Origin of the sequence: Pseudomonas taetrolens (genome assembly GCF_900475285.1) — a bacterium.
Taxonomy (GTDB): domain Bacteria; phylum Pseudomonadota; class Gammaproteobacteria; order Pseudomonadales; family Pseudomonadaceae; genus Aquipseudomonas; species Aquipseudomonas taetrolens.
The window spans coordinates 983,528-1,002,776 of sequence record NZ_LS483370.1; the positions used below are offsets into that span (position 1 = coordinate 983,528).

The 19,249-nt window shown below is 57.1% G+C and carries 12 protein-coding genes; 5 read left to right on the top strand and 7 right to left on the bottom strand.

Going from position 1 to position 19,249, the window contains the following annotated elements:
- Positions 1 to 319: 319 nt before the first annotated feature.
- Positions 320 to 1,738 (top strand): amino acid permease, encoded by a 1,419-nt coding sequence (locus DQN55_RS04765; RefSeq protein WP_048378057.1) that lies wholly within the window; start codon positions 320 to 322, stop codon positions 1,736 to 1,738.
- A gap of 55 nt (positions 1,739 to 1,793) precedes the next feature.
- Here the strand turns inward: DQN55_RS04765 and DQN55_RS04770 are convergent, their stop codons facing one another.
- The 3 genes from DQN55_RS04770 to DQN55_RS04780 form a co-directional block, all read right to left on the bottom strand.
- Positions 1,794 to 6,842 carry an NEL-type E3 ubiquitin ligase domain-containing protein gene (locus tag DQN55_RS04770; protein WP_074702858.1) on the bottom strand — a complete coding sequence of 1,683 codons (5,049 nt, stop codon included), beginning with the start codon at positions 6,840 to 6,842 and terminating at the stop codon, positions 1,794 to 1,796.
- A gap of 220 nt (positions 6,843 to 7,062) precedes the next feature.
- On the bottom strand, positions 7,063 to 8,166 hold the full coding sequence (locus DQN55_RS04775; RefSeq protein WP_048378056.1) for an OpgC family protein: 1,104 nt from the start codon (positions 8,164 to 8,166) through the stop codon (positions 7,063 to 7,065).
- Positions 8,167 to 8,296: 130 nt separating this feature from the next.
- Positions 8,297 to 9,916 carry an FMN-binding glutamate synthase family protein gene (locus tag DQN55_RS04780; protein ID WP_048378055.1) on the bottom strand — a complete coding sequence of 540 codons (1,620 nt, stop codon included), beginning with the start codon at positions 9,914 to 9,916 and terminating at the stop codon, positions 8,297 to 8,299.
- A 374-nt stretch (positions 9,917 to 10,290) separates the two neighbouring features.
- Here DQN55_RS04780 and DQN55_RS04790 point away from each other — a divergent pair, with 374 nt between their 5' ends.
- From DQN55_RS04790 to DQN55_RS04800, 3 genes are read left to right on the top strand one after another with little or no spacing between them, the layout of a single operon-like run.
- Positions 10,291 to 10,734, top strand: a complete 444-nt coding sequence (locus DQN55_RS04790; protein WP_048378053.1) for an NUDIX hydrolase — start codon at positions 10,291 to 10,293, stop codon at positions 10,732 to 10,734.
- A gap of 24 nt (positions 10,735 to 10,758) precedes the next feature.
- Entirely contained in the window at positions 10,759 to 11,397 is a 639-nt protein-coding gene (locus DQN55_RS04795) for a LysE family translocator (protein ID WP_048378052.1), read from the top strand.
- Positions 11,398 to 11,409: 12 nt separating this feature from the next.
- Positions 11,410 to 11,931: a GNAT family N-acetyltransferase gene (locus DQN55_RS04800; protein ID WP_048378051.1), complete on the top strand. Its 522-nt coding sequence runs from the start codon at positions 11,410 to 11,412 to the stop codon at positions 11,929 to 11,931.
- A gap of 131 nt (positions 11,932 to 12,062) precedes the next feature.
- Here the strand turns inward: DQN55_RS04800 and metR are convergent, their stop codons facing one another.
- The gene (metR, locus tag DQN55_RS04805) at positions 12,063 to 12,980 is read right to left on the bottom strand and encodes a transcriptional regulator MetR (RefSeq protein ID WP_048378050.1); all 918 of its coding nucleotides are present in this window, start codon (positions 12,978 to 12,980) and stop codon (positions 12,063 to 12,065) included.
- Between the two features lie 107 nt (positions 12,981 to 13,087).
- On the opposite strand from metR, the gene metE reads away from it, so the two are divergent.
- Entirely contained in the window at positions 13,088 to 15,397 is a 2,310-nt protein-coding gene (gene metE / locus DQN55_RS04810) for a 5-methyltetrahydropteroyltriglutamate--homocysteine S-methyltransferase (RefSeq protein ID WP_048378049.1), read from the top strand.
- A 175-nt stretch (positions 15,398 to 15,572) separates the two neighbouring features.
- Here metE and DQN55_RS04815 read toward each other — a convergent pair whose 3' ends face one another.
- Genes DQN55_RS04815 through aauS form a run of 3 tightly spaced genes read right to left on the bottom strand, consistent with a single transcriptional unit; the run spans position 15,573 to position 19,146 of the window.
- Complete coding sequence (locus tag DQN55_RS04815) at positions 15,573 to 15,899, bottom strand: GlpM family protein (RefSeq protein WP_162199344.1); 327 nt, start codon at positions 15,897 to 15,899, stop codon at positions 15,573 to 15,575.
- A gap of 20 nt (positions 15,900 to 15,919) precedes the next feature.
- Positions 15,920 to 17,197 (bottom strand): two-component response regulator AauR, encoded by a 1,278-nt coding sequence (gene aauR, locus DQN55_RS04820; protein ID WP_231995678.1) that lies wholly within the window; start codon positions 17,195 to 17,197, stop codon positions 15,920 to 15,922.
- 44 nt (positions 17,198 to 17,241) lie between these two features.
- The gene (gene aauS / locus DQN55_RS04825; protein ID WP_048378046.1) at positions 17,242 to 19,146 is read right to left on the bottom strand and encodes a two-component sensor histidine kinase AauS; all 1,905 of its coding nucleotides are present in this window, start codon (positions 19,144 to 19,146) and stop codon (positions 17,242 to 17,244) included.
- Positions 19,147 to 19,249 lie beyond the last annotated feature (103 nt).

A 19,249-nucleotide genomic window follows, 5' to 3' on the forward strand; every position in this document is an offset into this window, starting at 1 on the left:
CGTTGGCAGCTCCAAACGAAAAAATTGTGTGCGCTAAAACGCAATACTTTTGCGGAGCTGCCTACTGGTTGGGAATTCCCGGTTATCTGTCGGAAACTGTAGGAATAGAGCTGTTGGACTAGGTAAATTCGCCCTAGGTAGGGGAATGACGGCGCACCAACCCTGTGCAATACTCGCCGCCGATCTCAGTAGGGCATTTCCCTTTAGATCGGTTGACCTACAAGGCCAGGTCCGATCGTCAGGCGCGCCAGGTGACCCGCCAGGCTTGATAGAACGCCCTGCTGATGTACACCCAATAACAATATGAGGTTGTATTTTTATGCCAGTCGGCAACCACCCGTCACATGGTGAAACCGTGGAAGGCGGTCCTCTCAAACGCGAACTTGGCGAACGCCATATCCGCCTGATGGCGCTTGGCGCCTGCATCGGCGTGGGCCTGTTTCTGGGCTCGGCCAAGGCCATTGAAATGGCCGGTCCGGCCATCATGCTGTCTTACATCATCGGCGGCCTGGCCATTCTGGTGATCATGCGCGCGCTGGGCGAAATGGCCGTGCACAATCCGGTAGCCGGATCTTTTGGTCGCTACGCACAAGATTATCTCGGCCCGCTGGCGGGCTTTTTGACAGGCTGGAACTATTGGTTCCTGTGGCTGGTGACCTGCGTTGCAGAAATCACTGCGGTCGCGGTGTACATGGGCGTCTGGTTCCCCGATGTACCGCGCTGGATCTGGGCGCTGGCTGCACTGGTGAGCATGGGCTCGATCAACCTGATTGCAGTCAAGGCATTCGGTGAGTTTGAGTTCTGGTTTGCGTTGATCAAAATCGTCACCATCATTGCAATGGTCATCGGCGGCATTGGCATCATTGCCTTCGGCTTTGGTAATGATGGGGTTGCGCTGGGAATTTCCAACCTCTGGGCCCACGGCGGCTTCATGCCCAATGGTATTCAGGGTGTGTTGATGTCCCTGCAAATGGTGATGTTCGCGTACTTGGGTGTCGAGATGATCGGCCTGACTGCCGGTGAAGCCAAGAATCCGCAAAAGACCATTCCGAGTGCCATTGGCTCGGTGTTCTGGCGGATCCTGCTGTTTTACGTGGGGGCATTGTTTGTGATTCTGTCCATCTACCCGTGGAACGAGATTGGCACGCAAGGCAGCCCATTCGTCATGACCTTTGAGCGCCTGGGTATCAAGACCGCAGCAGGGATCATCAACTTTGTGGTGATTACGGCTGCACTGTCGTCTTGCAACGGCGGTATTTTCAGCACTGGTCGCATGCTCTACAGCCTGGCGCAAAATGGCCAGGCACCTGCCAACTTTGCCACCACCTCGAAAAACGGTGTGCCTCGTCAGGCGTTGCTGCTTTCGATCGGTGCCTTGTTGCTGGGTGTACTGCTCAATTATCTGGCGCCGGAAAAAGTCTTTGTCTGGGTGACCGCGATTGCCACTTTCGGGGCGGTCTGGACCTGGACCATGATTCTGCTGGCGCAGTTGAAGTTTCGTCGTAGCCTGAGTCGCGAAGAGGCTGCCGGTCTGAGCTATCGCATGTGGCTCTATCCGTTCAGCTCTTACGTGGCGCTGGCGTTTCTGGCGGTGGTCATCGGGCTGATGGCCTACTTTGAAGAAACACGGATTGCCCTGTACGTGGGCCCGGCATTCCTGGTGCTGCTCACTGTACTGTTCTATGTGTTCAAGCTGTCCCCTAAAACACAGTCGCCTGGTGTTTCATCGGCTAACTGATTGAACTCGCCCCCCTCACGCATTGGCTGGGGGGGCGTTCAACACCGCTAGAGCATCACCCGGCAGCCGCATCCAGTGCTTGCCGGGTGAGGTGTCTGAGTATGTCTTTCTTCAGAAGATCGATATTAAGCAGTTGTTCGTTGTAGTCGACGTCTGTCATGGGCTCGCCCGTGAAGATGTTAGCCTCGGCAATCTCCAGTTTCAGTGCCAGTGTTTTCAAGTCAGCTTCCAGCTGCGTGCGGGCCACGCCGGATGTTCTGTCTGCCCATAAGGCCTGCTTTTCACGCAGGTTTTCAAGGTCTTCAAACTGTTGATCCAGGCGCACGTTTTCGGATTTTATCCATTCGCCGTGTGCCGCCTCCAGATGGTCGACCCACACACCCTGTTTGAGCAGCTCGTTCACCAGATAGCCGGGCTTGTTCTCCTGGTTGATGACAATGCGATAGGCCTCCTCGATTTGCTCTGGCTTTATCTTGGCGGCTTCACGAAATTGCATGTGCGTTGGCTGCCAGGGGAGTTCCAGGCGCTCGGCCAAATCGACCTGATAGATCAACTGTACTTCGAGCGGGTCAGGTTTGAGCCTGCCAATTTCGGCTGAGGGTAACTGATCCGCGATGGCTCGTTGGTAGCGCGCTTGTTGCAGGGCGATTTGTGTTTGCGCGATGTCATTGAGCTGCAGCAGGCGCAGGTGGCCTTTCATCAGCTTGAGGATTTCCAGTTCTTTGGCGCTGCCTTCAAGGCGGGCGGCTTCATGCAGCAGAACCTTGAAACCCATTCGGCTGAAAACCGTTGTTGCGCGGTCCACGCAAGTTTCATTCTCGAGAGCGGCAGCGAACAACTGCTCGCGCAGTCCAGTGTCTTCGCCGGCGGCCTCGAGCACTCGCCACACCCGGGCAGCAAGCACGGAACGCGCCTGATGGTAACCGGGCGAGATGACCAGATCCTTGATAACACCAAAAAAGGCCGCGCTGTCGGGCTCCGCCACCAGCTTGTGCCACAGTGCTTTTCTCTGGTCCAGTGCGGCTGGCACGGATTCGTCTCTTAGCCAGAGATTGACCGGGTTATCTGACTCGGGGGCATGGGTGCGCGCCACACTGCGCAATCCGAGCCGCTCGCGCAAAGTGTCCACCTCTCGCTGCATGTCGTCGGTCAAGGGATTGTCGTGCAGTAAAAGGTTGTCGATCCGGCTGGCGCTCATTCGGAAGTAAGCGTCCGGCAAGGTGCTGATCCGGTTTTCTCGCAAGTCTACGGTGTGCAGTTCGGGGAGGGTTTCAATGCCTTGCGGCCATTGATTTATCCGGGTGTTGCGCAACCTGAGCAAGCGCAGATCGGTCAGGGCGGTAAAGTCAGGTACCACGCGCAGCGGATTGTCATTGAGCTCAAGGATCTTGAGTGTGTTCATGCGGCTGATTATTGAGGCAGTATCAGGGGTCAGGGTGATCCGGTTACCGCTCAGATAAAGCTTGGTCAAATGGGGCATGTTGCCCATCGCAACGGGGAGTTGCTCGAGCCCGGCGGATTCAAGGTCAAGCCAGCGCAAGCTGGGGAAGTGCTCCAGGAAGAGGTTGAAGTCGTTTCCCAGATACAGGTTTTTAAACTGCAATGAGCTGACATGGCTGAAGTCAGCCGTCAGGAGGGGAAGCTGGCCTACGCTGATGCCATCGATCTTCAGTTCATGGCCCTGCTCTGTTCCGTCGGCCAGTCGGATTCGTCGGGTCAGTCGTTGCCAGCAACGCTTGATGGCAAGCGCCACGTGTCTTTTATCTTCTACCCGGACATGACGAATGTGGTGCTCACTCACTGAAATCCAGTCGGGAGGTTCGTTGACCCAGGCATCAAGGGTTTTACAGAGTTTGCTGAACTCAGCCTTCAGGTTTTCGAGGCGGGTCAGCACCGCTCGCCCGGTGAGGTTTTCAAGTCCCAGGAATTCTTGTACGGCGTCGGGTGTGTGGGTGGGATACAGTTCTTCCATCAGGCGCAGGATTTTTCTGGGTGGTCGGCCAAAACAGGCGAGGGGAGAACGCCGGCAACGCACGGCGCCGACCTCTGGACGCGGGTAGCCTTCGCGGCCTGTTGCCAGCTTCATGGGGGAGCGGGCATCGCGCTCGGGTGGCATTTTCAGCAGGGCCCTGAGCGCCTTGCGCGGCATGAGCGGCTGCTGTGCCAGTGCCTCCTTCAAGGCCGGGCCTTGCCAGGTATGCGGGAACCCCAGTGCGTTGCGCTGTTCATCCGGGAGCGCATGCAAAACCGAGGCATACAGATCGTCGCTGCCATGCAAGTGTTCTTCGAGGTCGCTGAAGGTCTGGTAGCGATCCCCCTCTTTGACCAGGATCTTTCGAATGGGCGCTTCAGGGGCGCCTACGCGATCAATGATGGGCCCGTGCAATGAGTGTTCACGCACCTCCAGAGTGATCTGGTCCGACCACCCGGGCATGTGCTCAAGGCTGTGCAAAATCAGCCTCTGCGTATCCGGATTGTACATTGGGTTAAAGCGTATGCTTTCGTAAGCGCGGCTCAGACGCAGCTCTTCCAGATAGAGGCTGGCCTCTTCGGCCAACCGCAGAGGGATCTGCCCGGTATCGAGTAACTGCCAATACTCTGCACTGCGGGCGGCATTGATCAGTTCTTGCGCGGCACATACCGGCAGCGCCGGAAACGCTTTGGTGAGCAAGCCTTGCAGCGGTGCGTGCCGGTTTTGCAACGATTGATAACGGGAGGTAAAAAGCTTGTCGAAGTGCTGCTCGGCACTTCGCACAATCCTCTTTCGCAGGGCTTCGGTTCGTACTTCCAGATTCACCGGTGTGTTCCCCAACAAGGCGCTGACTTCAGACTCGTCCAGTACCTCAAGGACGGTTTTGAGCAGGTTGCCTTCACGCAACTGCACATCCAGCACTTGCACGACCGGGACTCGTGACACCTGGCGATTGCCATATTCGGCCACTGCATGCCCGTCTTCACCGATAAAACGCAGTACTTTGGTGGCGGGCCACATGTCTTCCTGGGTCAGTAGCTGTAGCTGGGTTTGCGGATCGGCACTAAGGTCGCCCCCGCGCATTTGCCGGATGAAAAAGCGCAGTTCCTGATCAATACGGAAGCGGTCGATACTGTCTTGAATCACCGCCGGCGGGGGTAAACCATCGATATACAACTGGCGTAGAACGGGTTCTTCAATCTGGTTGATACGTAACAGATCCTCGGCCTGCTCATCACTCAATCCGGCAAACGAGGGCTCCAGCCGCCGGACCAGCGTGGTCCGGTCCCACTCCGAGAGCGACTCGGTTTCATTTTTCCAGGCGCCCTGGCCGTTGTGTGACAGCCGCGGCCGGTAAGCGTCAGGATCGGTCGGGTGCATCAGGCTGTATTGGCCATCGCTACTCTTTTGCACGCGATAGAGTTTGTCTTCCAGCGGCAGGTAAGTATTGCCCTCATGCCGCAGCAAACCCCGTTCATCGGGCCTCAAGTCAGGCGGGAGGCTGACATCATGTTCGAAGGGGGCGAGTTCGGGTTTCCAGAGCCGGGTTTCACCATCGGACATTTGCACCGCATCCAGTCCTTCTATCAGCGGTGGAGGGATAATTTCCGTGGCCTTTCCCAGGACTGATGTGAGCTTGCCGATCCCGGCCGCGATCGCAATGTTTAACAACACGCTTTGTGCGTACGACCAGGCTTGCTTTTTTTCACCCTGTTCCCAGGCTTCGATACCATGGAACGTATCGGTCAACAGTTGGGCTGCAAACACCGCCATCATTGCTTCACCGAGACCGGGCACGAAGAACGCCGCGACATTCAAGACCGTAATGCCTGTTTCGAGGTAATGCTCAAGGCGTTCAATCAGCGATACGCGGTCCGTCTGTGCAGTGGGTACGGCCAGGAAGCGAGCATCATCGAACAGTTTTGCGACCCGGGCTTCGTACATGTAACGGAAGAATTCTTGCGTGTGCTGAACTTCATCGAAGCGCAGGGGGGCATTCGCACCATGCTCGAAGCGTGCATTCAGGCGCTTGAGCAATTGCAGCGAGTACCGTTGCGCGGCCAGGTGAATAAAGAAACCACGGTAACCCTTGTCACTTAACTTGTTCAGCAGGTCACGATGGGCTTCGCCTTTGTTGGCGTATTCTTTAAGGCAACTGACGGGGTCGCCGGGAATATAAGGAATACAACGAGGGTCTATGGACAGATCGCTCGCATGAAAGGCAATAACGGTGTTCAAACCTGTACGGTCAAGTTCGAGGTGTTCATAGATGAAGGGCTGGTCATTGAGTGTCAATGTGCCGGGTCGGGAGCCGAAGTTTATTAAACAGGTATAAACGGCTTCGCTGATATCTTTTTTTAAATAGGCAATATCGGCCTGAAACAATAATGAATGCCGCTCTTGCTGGATAAAGGTTTGCTCAAGTGTGGCTTTTTCAAGGCTGTCGCTCGGGAAAAAGATACCCTCAAGGTGTTGCTGGTACTGCTCGCCAATGTTCAGGTTGCGGACGAACGCGGCGAAATGTTCAGGGGGGATTGGCAACACATTGTCCGGCGCAATGGATGACCTGCTTTTCAGGAGTCCGGACCCTGACTCGAAGGCGCCTTTGACGGTATCGCGCTCTTCAAAGTTGTGCAGGGCGGCTTGCAGCAGGGTTTGGGTCTCGGTTTTCGTGACTTCCTGGCTGTCGGGATACCGCTGGATACGTATGAAATCGTCGATATCGACCTCTGAGATGTAGATCCAGCCGCCTTCCGGCAGGGGTGTCTCATGTGTGGTACGCACGAATATGTTTTCGTGCACATCCGGCTTGTAGTTCCAGCGCGCTTGCATTGCTGGCTCCAGTACATGGGTGGCGAAGGACTGGACAGTCCCGACCTTGTCCAGCACCGCACTGACTTCAGTGAGAGAGCGTTGATTGAGCTTCAGATGATGATGAAGTTTCAGACGCCGTGAGCGGGTTGTTTCATACCAGGGTGGAATAACTTGAGTATGACCCGGGAGGTGATCGAGAAATATCGCGGAACCCTGTTCAAGCAGGGAGGCGGCTTTTTTTGCAAGCACGTCGTAATGAAAGCCGACTTTTTCTAAAGGCGGGGCAGAGGGGAGTTCGTTATGGATAATAACGGGCATGGTCGCATGTCCATAGTGCTAGAGATCATTTGAGTCTAGGCAGAAGGGAGGGCGTAAAAAAGATGAAAGACTCGATGCGAGCAGGGCGCCAGTTATAAGTTATTTGAACGTTTTATATAGATAGTTAGTGCCGTTTTAGTGGGCTTTTCATATAGAAGTTGCGGCTTGTTGCCACATGCCCCAAAGGAACATATGGCAGCCTTGGCCGAGTCCGGTGTACCTAGAGGGCTTTCCCCAGACGCTTGTTCCAGTCGAGCCACATTGCCAGTGCGGCCATGATCCCAACGCCTGTGAGTGCGCTGAACAGCTTGATGACCAGCGAGTCTCCTCCCAGCGCATTCAGCATGTCCGCCAAGGGCGCCAAAATCACCCCAAGGCAGAACACTTCCAGAGAGTAGCGGCCCATGCGGCAGGACTGGCGGGCACACCAGGTATTGAGCCATTCACTGTGGGGTACGCATTTGGCAACGACGTAAGCCAGCGCCAGAAAGTGCAGCAGGCGGACCGGCGACAGATTGGTTTTACTGATGGGGTAAAGGTATTCACCCAGCCAAAGCGGCATCCATGCATCGTGGACCTGTGGCCAGCGCCACGAGAGCGCAACCAGACCGGTGATCAGCAGGTACAGCAGTGCTGCGATAAACACGGGTTGCTTCGATAACGGCCGCGGTGGTGTGATTTTTTGCTGTTGCCCATACATCGCCGCCGCACCGCCGAGAACAAACAGGAGTTGCCAGGCCATCGGGTTGAAAAACCAGACGCCCCCTTCTTGCGCGGCGAGGTTCCAGCTCGGGGCCAGGCAATAGACAACGAATGACGCCATGACCACGTAGCGCGCCTTGCGCAGCAGCATTGGCAGCACCAGCGGCAAGCCCAGCAACAGCAGGATATACAGGGGCAGCGGGTCCATCAGGTTAGGTTTGAAGCGCAACAGTAGTTCGTCGGTCAGTGCCTGTTGCGGGTTGCTCAAGAAGTACTGCAAGCCCATTTCCTGCACCAGATCGCGGGTTTCGACATGGCTGTTGGCAAAGAACACGATGCCCATCAGCACCGCCAGCAAGAAGATATGCACCACGTACAGCACCCAGGCGCGACGCAGAATTTTCACACTGGCAATGAGGTAACCATCGCGCCGGGCAATTTTTCCGTAGGCCAAAACCGCGGCATAGCCGGCCAGAAATACAAAAATCTCCGCCGCGTCGCTGAATCCGAAATTACGTACAGTCAACTCGGCTAACGGGTTGTGCGGGATGTGGTCCCAAAAAATAAAGATCAGCGCCAGACCTCGGAAAAAGTCGATGCGTTGGTCACGTCCGTTAAGCATGACGGCGAGTACTCGAACAAAGGTTTAATGAAGACCGGCAGCTGCAGCGGAGGTTGCGCGCCGCACATCGGCGGCGCGCAGGGTGAAGGTATTACGGGGTAATTGCAAAGGTCTGGTATTGCAGAATGTCTCAAGCCGCGACGATTTCATTCGCCTCAAAACTGTCTGCCCGCGCCATTTGCCACATGCGCGAATAGAACTCACCGTTGACTTCGCCGGTCAGCAGCTCGCCTGGCTTGAGGAACACATGCAATTGCGAAAACAGTTTGATTTCGGTGGCCGACATTCTTCGCACCAGGTGCTTGGCCTTGAGCTGGGCCGGGTGTTCCAGGCCTGCTGCTGCGAGCATCTCGGCCAAGGCCTTGAGCGTATTGTTATGGAACTGGAACACACGCTGGGCTTTGTCCGGCACGACCAGGGCGCGCTGGCGCAAAGGATCCTGGGTCGCAACGCCGGTCGGGCATTTGTTGGTATGACAGCTTTGCGACTGGATGCAGCCGATGGCGAACATGAAGCCCCGGGCCGAGTTGGCCCAGTCGGCGCCAATGGCCAGCACGCTGGCGATGTCGAAGGCACTGACAATCTTGCCGCTCGCTCCCAGCTTGATCTTGTCTCGCAGGTTCAGGCCGACCAGGGTGTTGTGGACGAATAGCAGGCCTTCGCGCATCGGTGCGCCAATGTGGTCGGTGAACTCGACAGGCGCTGCGCCAGTGCCGCCCTCTTTGCCGTCGATCACGATAAAGTCCGGAAGGATGCCGGTTTCCAGCATGGCCTTGGCAATGCCCATGAATTCCCAAGGGTGGCCCAGGCAAAACTTGAAGCCTACCGGTTTGCCGCCCGACAACTCCCGGAGTTGAGCAATAAACTGCATCAGCTCGATCGGGGTAGAGAATGCACTGTGGCGCGAGGGTGAAATGCAGTCTTCACCCATCGGTATGCCGCGGGTTTCGGCAATTTCCGGGGTCACTTTGTGTTTGGGCAGGATACCGCCATGCCCGGGCTTGGCGCCCTGACTCATTTTGATTTCGATCATCCGGACTTGCGGGGTACGGGCTTGCTCGGCAAACCGTTGCGGATCGAAACGGCCATCGGCGGTGCGGCAACCAAAGTAGCCGCTCCCCAGTTCCCAGGTCAGATCACCGCCGTTTTCGCGATGGTAGGCGCTGATGCTGCCTTCGCCCGTGTCATGGGCAAAGTTGCCGAGTTTTGCCCCCTGATTGAGGGCACGAATGGCATTTGCACTCAGTGAGCCAAAACTCATGGCCGAGATATTAAAGATCGATGCGCAATAGGGCTGGGTGCACTGCGGGCCACCGACCACGACCCGAAAGCTGCTCGGGTCGGTCAGTGGCGCCGGGCGCATGGAGTGGCCGATAAACTCGAATCCGGGTTGGTACACATCAATCAGGGTGCCAAACGGTTTGTCAGCGGTTTGGTTTTTGGCGCGTGAATACACCAACGAGCGCTGAGCACGTGAGAAGGGCAATGCATCGCTGTCAGATTCCAGCAGGTACTGGCGGATCTCAGGGCGGATGGCTTCGACCAGATAACGAATATTGCCCAGGATCGGGTAATTGCGACGCACTGCGTGCGGGCCTTGCATCAAGTCGAAAATACCGAGCAGGCTCAACGCCAGAGTCACGGCGGTAAAGGGCCATAGCCATTCGTGGTGCATGAACGGCAGGCTGGCGAGGGTGAAAATCACACAAAAGGCAAAAAACGCATAACGGCTTAACAATGACAGGCTCATACGGTTTCCTGTTTCAGGCTTATCTGTTCCGTCAGGCTGTTGTGCCTGCGGGGATCGCACACAGCGAGTACGACAACTCGGCAGTGGCCAGGAGCCTCTCTTTACCCTGGAGGTTTTCCCGGAGGGAGGTGATTGCCACGCTTCAGGCAAGCGCCATCGTAAATCAGATTAACCATTGAACGGGATTTCGTTCGACGCAGCATCCCGACGAAAGTCGTGGGCGGGCCTGTTCCCCTCACTCTCGACATCCTGGCAGCATGACCCGGAGGTCGTTTCCATACAGAGGCTTCGACCTGTGACGTGATCTGTGTCTTTGCGACGTGGTCGGGGCGTGTGATGCTTTACGCTCTTTCTCTGCTGCTGGCCGACTTCCCGTGACTCTTTCTGACATCTGCACCGCCCCAACGCCTCGTATCATTCGAATTGCCGCTGCCGTTTTGATCGGTCCGGATGGTCGAACCTTGCTGGTGCGCAAGCGCGGAACTCGGGCGTTCATGCAGCCCGGCGGTAAAATCGAAGCCCACGAACAACCTGTCATGGCTCTGGTCCGGGAGCTTGAAGAAGAACTGGCGCTGGTAATCGATCCTGCGAAGGCGACTTATCTGGGCCACTTCTCAGCGCCTGCGGTCAATGAGCCGGGTTATGAGGTGCAGGCAGAGGTGTTTCTGCTGCATATCGATCAAGTCGTGGCTCCCGCTGCGGAAATTGAAGAAGTGCAATGGATCGATCCGAACGGTGATGGAGGTTTGCAACTGGCGCCTTTGACCCGCGAAGTGATCCTGCCGTTTTATCGTGATGTTGTGTTGACCGCTGTCTGATCCCTCACCTGACAAGGACTGCCCATGATGCCTGTTCATGAACTGCTGATTTTTGCTGCCGCTTGCCTGCTGATGGTTTTGACGCCGGGACCGAATATGATTTATCTGATTTCGCGCTCAATCTGCCAGGGCCGCAAAGCCGGAGTCACGTCGTTGATCGGGGTTGTTGGCGGCTTCTTTGTGCATATGCTTGCAGCCGCAGCCGGATTGACCGCAGTATTTCTGGCCGTTCCGATGGCATATGAGGTACTGAAGTGGGCCGGGGCGTTGTACCTGCTGTGGATGGCCTGGCAAGCGCTGAAACCGGGCGCTCGCTCACCGTTTGAAGCGCAGGAGCTGGCGCCGGACTCCTCGTCGAAACTGGTGCTGATGGGCTTTATGACCAGCGTATTGAATCCCAAGGTCGCGGTGTTTTACCTGTCCGTTTTTCCGCAATTCATCAATCCGGACTACGGCTCGATGTTCACCCAAAGTATCCTGTTGGGCCTGACCCAAATCAGTGTCAGTTTCACCGTAAACCTGCTGATTGCTCTGTTTGCCTCGGGCATCGCCGTGTGGTTTGTGCGTAACCCGCTATGGCTGATGCTACAGCGCTATGTCATGGGCTTCGTGCTGGGGGCCCTGGCGGTCAAACTGATGCTGGAACAACGTAAAACCGTATAACCTGGACCCGTAATGGCTATAGAACTGCTTGACCCCTCGCACGCCAGGGCCTATCGCCAGTTAATGCTGGAGGCCTATGCGCTGCATCCTGAAGCGTTTGTTTCAACCATCGCCCATCGTGAAAAGTTGCCGCTGAGCTGGTGGGAGGCGCAGCTGGAGGATGAGTTGAGTGCCATTTTTGGCGCTTTTGTCGATGACCACTTGGCAGGCATCGTCGGTTTGGCCTTCGAGCCCTGGGACGAAGCCCAGCATAAGGCCACCTTGTTTGGTTTATATGTACCGCAGGCCTTTCGCGGGCATGCGCTGGGCGAACACCTGATACAGGCGGTAGTGTCATTGGCGGAGGAAGAGCCCGAGATCAAGGTGATCGAGCTGACCGTCAGCGCCGGCAGTAAAGCCGCACTGGCGCTGTACCGGCGTTGCGGCTTTGAACAGTCGGGGCTCGAGGACTGCGCGATCCGGGCAGGAGAAGACTATTACGACCGCGTCCATATGCGGCGATTGGTTGAGAAGGGCTTGCAGGCAGGATTCTGAGGCGACCTGCGAATCAGCGTTCTGTTGTCGCCGACGAGGGACGAAGGCTGCGATTCTGGCCGCAGCCTTCGTCCCTCAGAACTATCTACAAGAACTGCCTTGCTCCGGTACTGAGCGGGCTTGCGTAACCTTTAACGCACCGCACTTACACCATCCAGCGTCGAGAACGACGTATCTTTTGCTGTCAGCAAGAAGTCGCGCATGTACGGCGCGTCCAGCATGTCGGCCCGTACAGCGGCGTACAGGGTAGCGAACAGGCCTTTTTCGCCGAGGCGCTTGGCTCTCACATAACCCCGTGAGCTGTATTCATGCAGGGCCCAATGCGGCATCCCGCATACGCCACGGCCGCTGGCCACGAGTTGCATCATCATCACCGTCAATTCTGAGGTTCTGACTTGTGCCGGCTCAATGTCGGCGGGCTCCAGGAAACGGGTGAAAATGTCGAGCCGATCGCGTTCTACCGGATAGGTGATGAGAATTTCGGTGCTGAGGTCTTCGGGCACGATAAACGGCTTGCTGGCCAGTGGATGCTGGTTGGCCACTGCCAGCATGGCTTCATAGGTAAACAGCGGCACATACGTCAGCCCGGCAATTTCTTGCGGGTCAGAAGTGACCACCAAGTCCAGATCGCCCCGCGCCAATGCCGGGAGCGGGGCGAAGGCGAAACCCGACGCCAGGTCCAGTTCGACCTCAGGCCAGGCATCGCGGAACTGGTCGATCGTCGGCATCAGCCATTGGAAACAGCTGTGGCATTCAATGGCCATGTGCAGGCGCCCGGCCGTACCGCCAACCAGACGTGCGATGTCGCGCTCGGCACCACGCAGCAGTGGCAGCATGGCATCGGCCAGTTGCAACAGGCGCAATCCGCCACTGGTGAAGCGTACGGGCTTGGTTTTGCGGACAAACAGCGGCATGCCCATACGCTCTTCCAGCTCTTTGAACTGATGCGACAGCGCTGATTGGGTCAGGTGAAGGCGTTCAGCGGCTTCGACCAGGCTGTCGGATTCGCGTAATGCGTGCAGGGTTTTGAGGTGACGAATTTCCAGCACGGTGGCTCCATGAGTAAATTTGATGTTCAACACGAAAACGTTGAGTTTGTCTCATGTTGCTTCGACTGTCGATAATTACGCCATTACTTACCCGAAGGAATGTCGTCATGGCCCTGGCCCACAATCTTGGTTTTCCACGTATCGGTGCTGATCGTGAACTGAAAAAAGCACTCGAAGCCTACTGGAAAGGTGATATCGACCAAGCCGCTCTGCAAAATGCAGGACGCGAACTGCGGGCCGCAAACTGGCAGATGCAAAAGGACGCCGGTATCGATTTGCTGCCGGTGGGTGACTTTGCCTGGTACGACCAGGTCCTGGCGCACTCACTTACATTCGGTGTGATCCCTGAGCGCTTTGCCAGCACCCTTGACGCTCAGCGTCGTCCAACCCTGGATACCTTGTTCGGTATGGCCCGTGGCGCGAGTCAGCGCTGTTGCGGTGCTGAGCACACCGCTCAACACGCCCAGGAACTGACCAAGTGGTTCGACACCAATTACCACTACCTTGTCCCGGAGTTCAGTGCCGACCAGCGTTTTGAGTTGAGCTGGTTCGAATTGTTCGAGGAAGTCGCTGAGGCCCGTGCATTGGGTCATACCATCAAACCGGTAATCATCGGCCCGCTGACGTACTTGTGGCTGGGCAAGGCCAAGGGCAACGCGTTCGACAAGCTTGAGCTGCTGGAAGATTTGCTGCCAGTGTACGGCGACATCCTGTCCCGATTGGCCGAGCAGGGCGTGGAATGGGTACAGATCGACGAGCCGATATTGTCGCTGGATTTGCCACAAGTCTGGAAAAACGCGTTCGAACGCGCTTATCACATCCTTCAGTATTCGCCGTTGAAAAAGTTGGTAGCGACGTACTTCAGTGGTCTGGAAGATAACCTCGGCCTGGCTGTTGGCTTGCCGGTGGAAGGCTTGCACGTTGATCTGGTGCGCGCTCCGGATCAGTTGCACGGGATTCTGGATCGACTGCCGACTTATAAAGTCCTGTCGCTGGGTCTGGTCAATGGTCGCAACGTATGGCGCTGCGATCTGGAAAACGCGCTGGCGCAATTGCAAGAAGCCGAGGAGCGTTTTGGCGATAACCTGTGGGTGGCCGGTTCGTGCTCGCTGCTGCACAGCCCGGTCGATCTGGAGCGTGAAACCGGGCTGGACCCCGAGCTTAAAAGCTGGCTGGCCTTTGCCCGGCAAAAATGCAGTGAAATTGCAGTCTTGCGTGATGCGCTGAACATTCCGCAGGCGCCCACGGTGCAACAGGCCCTGGCTGAAAGCCAGGCCGTGCAACAAAGCCGTGAGGGCTCGACGCGGATTCACAAACCGGCCGTTCAAACTCGCATTGATGCAATCACCAAAGCGGACAGCCAGCGCCAATCACCGTTTGCGGCACGCATCGAGGTTCAGCGTGAGCGCTTGAATCTGCCCGCATTCCCGACCACCACTATTGGTTCGTTCCCGCAAACAGCGTCAATTCGTCTGGCGCGTCAGTCCTGGAAGCAAGGCAAGCTGTCGGTCAATGACTACACCGATGCCATGCACAGCGAAATCCGCCAGGCCGTGCAGATTCAGGAGCGTTTGGGGCTGGATGTCCTGGTGCATGGTGAAGCCGAGCGTAACGACATGGTGGAGTACTTCGCCGAGCAACTGGAGGGCTACGTATTTACCCAATACGGCTGGGTTCAGAGCTATGGTTCGCGCTGCGTAAAACCGGCCATTATTTTTGGCGATGTGAGTCGCCCCAAAGCCATGACTGTGGAATGGATCAAGTATGCGCAGGGCCTGACCGACAAAGTGATGAAAGGTATGCTGACCGGGCCTGTGACCATGCTGATGTGGTCATTCCCCCGCGAAGATGTCTCGCGTAAGGTCCAGGCACAGCAGTTGGCGCTGGCGATCCGCGATGAAGTGCTCGATCTGGAAAAAGCCGGGATCAAAATTGTCCAGATAGACGAAGCGGCTTTTCGTGAAGGCTTGCCGCTGCGTCGTGCGCAGTGGCAGGACTACCTGGACTGGGCGGTGGAAGCTTTCCGTTTGTGCGCCTCAGGTGTGGCTGATGAGACCCAGATTCACACTCACATGTGTTACAGCGAGTTCAATGATGTCATCCAGTCGATTGCCGAGATGGACGCGGACGTCATAACCATTGAAACCTCGCGTTCGGACATGGAACTGCTGAAGGCGTTTGAAGCGTTCGACTATCCGAACGATATCGGCCCGGGCGTGTATGACATCCACTCTCCACGAGTACCGGACACGGACGAGATGGTCAAATTGCTGAGCAAGGCGGCGCAGCACATTTCGTCCGAGCGCTTGTGGGTCAATCCGGACTGCGGCCTCAAAACCCGTGCCTGGGCCGAGACTGAAGCCGCGCTGATCAATATGGTCGCCGCCGCGCGCCAGTTGAGGACGCAAGCGGCGTAAGACGTACGTTGATCCTTCTGTAGCCGCTGACGAGGGACGAGGCTGCGATCGGGCGCGAAGCGGCCGTCAACCCTGAGCCCTCGATCCACCAGGTACACCGAAGAACCTGATTTTGCGACGGCTTCGCCGCCGAACGCAGCCTCGTCCCTCGTCAGCGGCTACATGGTTCCGAGGCTCAGTGCAACCGCACCCACACGCTGACCAGAACGGTGGCTGCTATCAGCCAGGCCACTGCCGCCAGGGCCAATGACAGCTCAAGGCGCATGCGATCGACCAGGATATAGAGCGCGGCCAAGTAGATGAAATATGGAATGATCGACCACATGCCGAAGACGATGGTGGTTTTCAGATCATCCAGCGAACGGCCCTTACCGACGATGTAATGCGCAATCAGGGCAAAGGTCGGGAACAGCGGCACCAGTCCGGCAATGTAATAGTTTTTGGTCTTTGCCAGCATCGCCAGAATGATCACGACGGCAGCGCCAAGAGCAGCTTTCAGAATCAGATCCACACTTTCCTCGCTTAGTGAGCCAGACCGTACTTTTTGACTTTGTCGAACAGAGTGGTCTTGGCCATGCCCAGTTCTTGGCTGGCCTGGGTCAGGTTGCCACCGCTGCGCTGCAAGGCATCATTCAGCAGGTTGCGCTCGAAAGCCTCAACCGCCTCCGAAAAGCCCAGGCCCTGGGCTGCGTTACTGCCCGGTTTTTTAAATGCCGGCAACCCCAGGGCGAAGCGTTCTGCCACGTTGCGCAGTTCACGCACGTTGCCTGGCCAGTCATGGCTCATCAGGTTCGACAGGGTCTGGTTGTCCAGTTCCGGCGCGGTGCGGTCAAAGCGCAGGGAGGATTGCTGGAGAAAGTACTCGAACAGCTGCAGGATGTCTTCGCGGCGTTCACGCAAAGGCGGGAGTTCAAGTGTGACCACATTCAAGCGGTAATACAGGTCGCTGCGGAACTGGCTGGCCTTGCTCAGTTGATCAAGGTCGGACTTGGTGGCTGCAATGACCCGGCAATCAATATCGATGCTCTGGTTGGAACCCAGCCGTTCGAGGGTGCGTTCTTGCAGTACTCGCAGCAATTTGATCTGCAGGTTGAGGGGCATGCTTTCGACTTCGTCGAGAAACAGCGTGCCGCCATCGGCGTGTTCTATTTTGCCGATACGGCGTTTTCCTGCACCGGTGAAAGCATTGGCCTCGTGGCCGAAGATCTCGCTTTCAAACAGGTTTTCCGGCAAGCCGCCACAGTTTAGAGCGACAAACTGCTGCGGCTGACGACGGCTGAAATCATGGAGGCAGCGGGCGACCAGCTCCTTGCCGGTGCCGGTTTCGCCTTCAATCAGCACGTTGGCTGATGTATCGGCCACATTGGCAATCAGTTCGCGCAACTGTTGCATGGCGGGCGAGCGGCCAATGATCCGGCCTTCCAGGGAGTCCCGCTCGGCCAATTGCCGACGTAACGACCACACTTCGCGTGCGAGGCTGCGTTGCTCCAGCGCACGGCGGGCGACATCGACCAGACGCTCGGGGGAGAACGGTTTCTCCATAAAGTCATACGCGCCATCACGCATGGCGCCCACGGCCATCGAAATATCGCCATGCCCGGTAATCAATACCACCGGCAAGCTGCGGTCACGGGTCTTGAGACGCTTGAGCAGCTCCAGCCCGTCGATTCCCGGCAAGCGAATATCGCTGATCACAATACCGGCAAAGTTGTCACCGACCAGCGCGAGAGCCTGTTCGGCACTGCTCACACCTTCGCTGTGAATGTCTTCCAGTGCCAGCGCCTGTTGGCATCCGAGCAGGACATGGGGGTCGTCTTCGACTATCAGGACGGTCAGCTCGTTGTTCATAACGGTTCAGCCTTAGCGGGTTGCACCAGCGGTAATAAGAGGACAAATGTAGCGCCACCGGCTGCCGGGAACTCGACGCTGAGGTTGCCGCCGGCGGCGGCGGCCAGGCTTGCCGAAAGGGTCAAGCCAAGTCCCAGGCCTTGTTCGCCGGGTTTGGTGGTGAAGAAGGGTTCAAACAAATGCTTGCGGGCCTCGGGGGCAATGCCGGGACCGTTATCGCGCACGTGCAAACGGTATTTGTCTTCGCTGAACTCGCCTTCGAGCCAAAGTCGGGGAGGGCTTGGCTGACCTTGCATGGCATCCAGTGCGTTGCCGATCAGATTGACCAGGATTTGTTCCAGGCGAGTCTGATCGATCTTGAGCGCGACATCCTGAACATCGCGATGCAATTCAACCGCGGACTCTTCTAGGCGACCGGTGAGCAGCTGCAGGGCGGCGTCGACCGCTTTAACCAGACTGGCCTGGCCCTGATCATCACCGCGCCGGGCAAACGAGCGCAGGTTGGCGGTGATACGGCCCATGCGATCCACCAGGTTGTTGATGGTACTGAGGTTCTGCGCCGCCACCTTCAGGTCTCCGCGTTCCAGAAAGCGCACCGTGTTGCCGGACAGCGTACGTAGCGCGGCCAGTGGCTGATTCAGCTCGTGGGCAATGCTGGTCGACATCTGACCGATGGCCGCCAGTTTGCCAGCTTGTACCAGTTCATCCTGGGCGTGGCGCAGGGTGTCTTCGGCCAGGCGACGTTCGCGAATCTGGCCCTTCAGGCGTTCGTTGCTGGCGCGCAGATGAGTGGTGCGCTCGGCGATCTTGCGCTCCAGCTGGTTGTTGGCTTCTTGCAGCGCTTCACGTGCAGCAAGCCGGGTAGCGATGACTTTGCGTCGCTCATTCCAGGCAATCAGCAGAAACGCCAGCAAGCCGAATGCCACTGCCACCAGCATGCCCTGGTTGATCGCTTCGCGGCGCAGGTCTTGTAACGGCGTGAGCAGGGTGATGTCCCATGGGGTGTCATTGAGGTTGCGGGTTTGCGCCAGATAGCTGACTTGCTGCTGGTCGGTGATGACTTCGCTGTTGACGGCAAACGTAACCTTTTCGACGCCTTCGGACAGGTGCTCGCGGTTCAGCGGCTCCAGCTCATTGAGCGGCCACCAGTAATATTGCAGGCTGCGGGCCAGTTGCTCTTTGGTTTCGGCGCTCAGCGGGCGTACTGCCTTGAGTCGCCGGGACGGATCACTGGAGAGGATGATGATGCCGTTTTCGTCGCTGACATAGGCTTCGAGACGAGCACGTTGCCAGCGTTCTTCCAGTGCTTCGAGGCGTACTTTGATCACGGCGACACCGATGATCTTGCCTTGTTCTTCGAGGCCGTGGGCCAGGTAATAGCCCGGCTCGCCGGACGTGCTGCCAATGCCATAGAAACGCCCGGGCTGACCGCGGATGGCATCTTGAAAGTAAGCGCGGAACGATAGATCCTCGCCCAGATAACTGTCGGTATCGCGCCAGTTACTGGTGGCTACCACGCGACCGGTGGTATCGAGCACATAGATCGCTCGGCTGCGGCTGCGGCGATTGAGGCCTTCGAGGTATTGATTGACGGTGACCCGATTGGAAGCGTTCGGGTCAGCCAGTAAATGGGACACGCTGGATTCCAGCTCAAGCAGGCTGGGCAGGTACGTGTATTTGCTCAGTTCGCTTTCAACGGTACGCGCGTGCAGCTCCAGCTGGCGTTCGCCGTTTTCGCTGAGGCTGCGAATACTGAAGTGCTCGCTGATGCGATAGCCCGCGTAACCCAGGCCGATCGTCAACAGGATGATCAGCGGCGGCAGCAGAAAGTGACGGAGCAGACGAGGTTTCACGGCAAGTGAGGGCGGGGCACCGCGATAAAGAGTGGGGTCGCATTTCATCACAGATGCCTTGGGTCAACCACTGCGCGATAAGGATCTTACGAACCCTGTAGCCACTGTCGCAGGCTGCGACGGGCTGCGTAGCAGCCCTGCTTTCATGAAA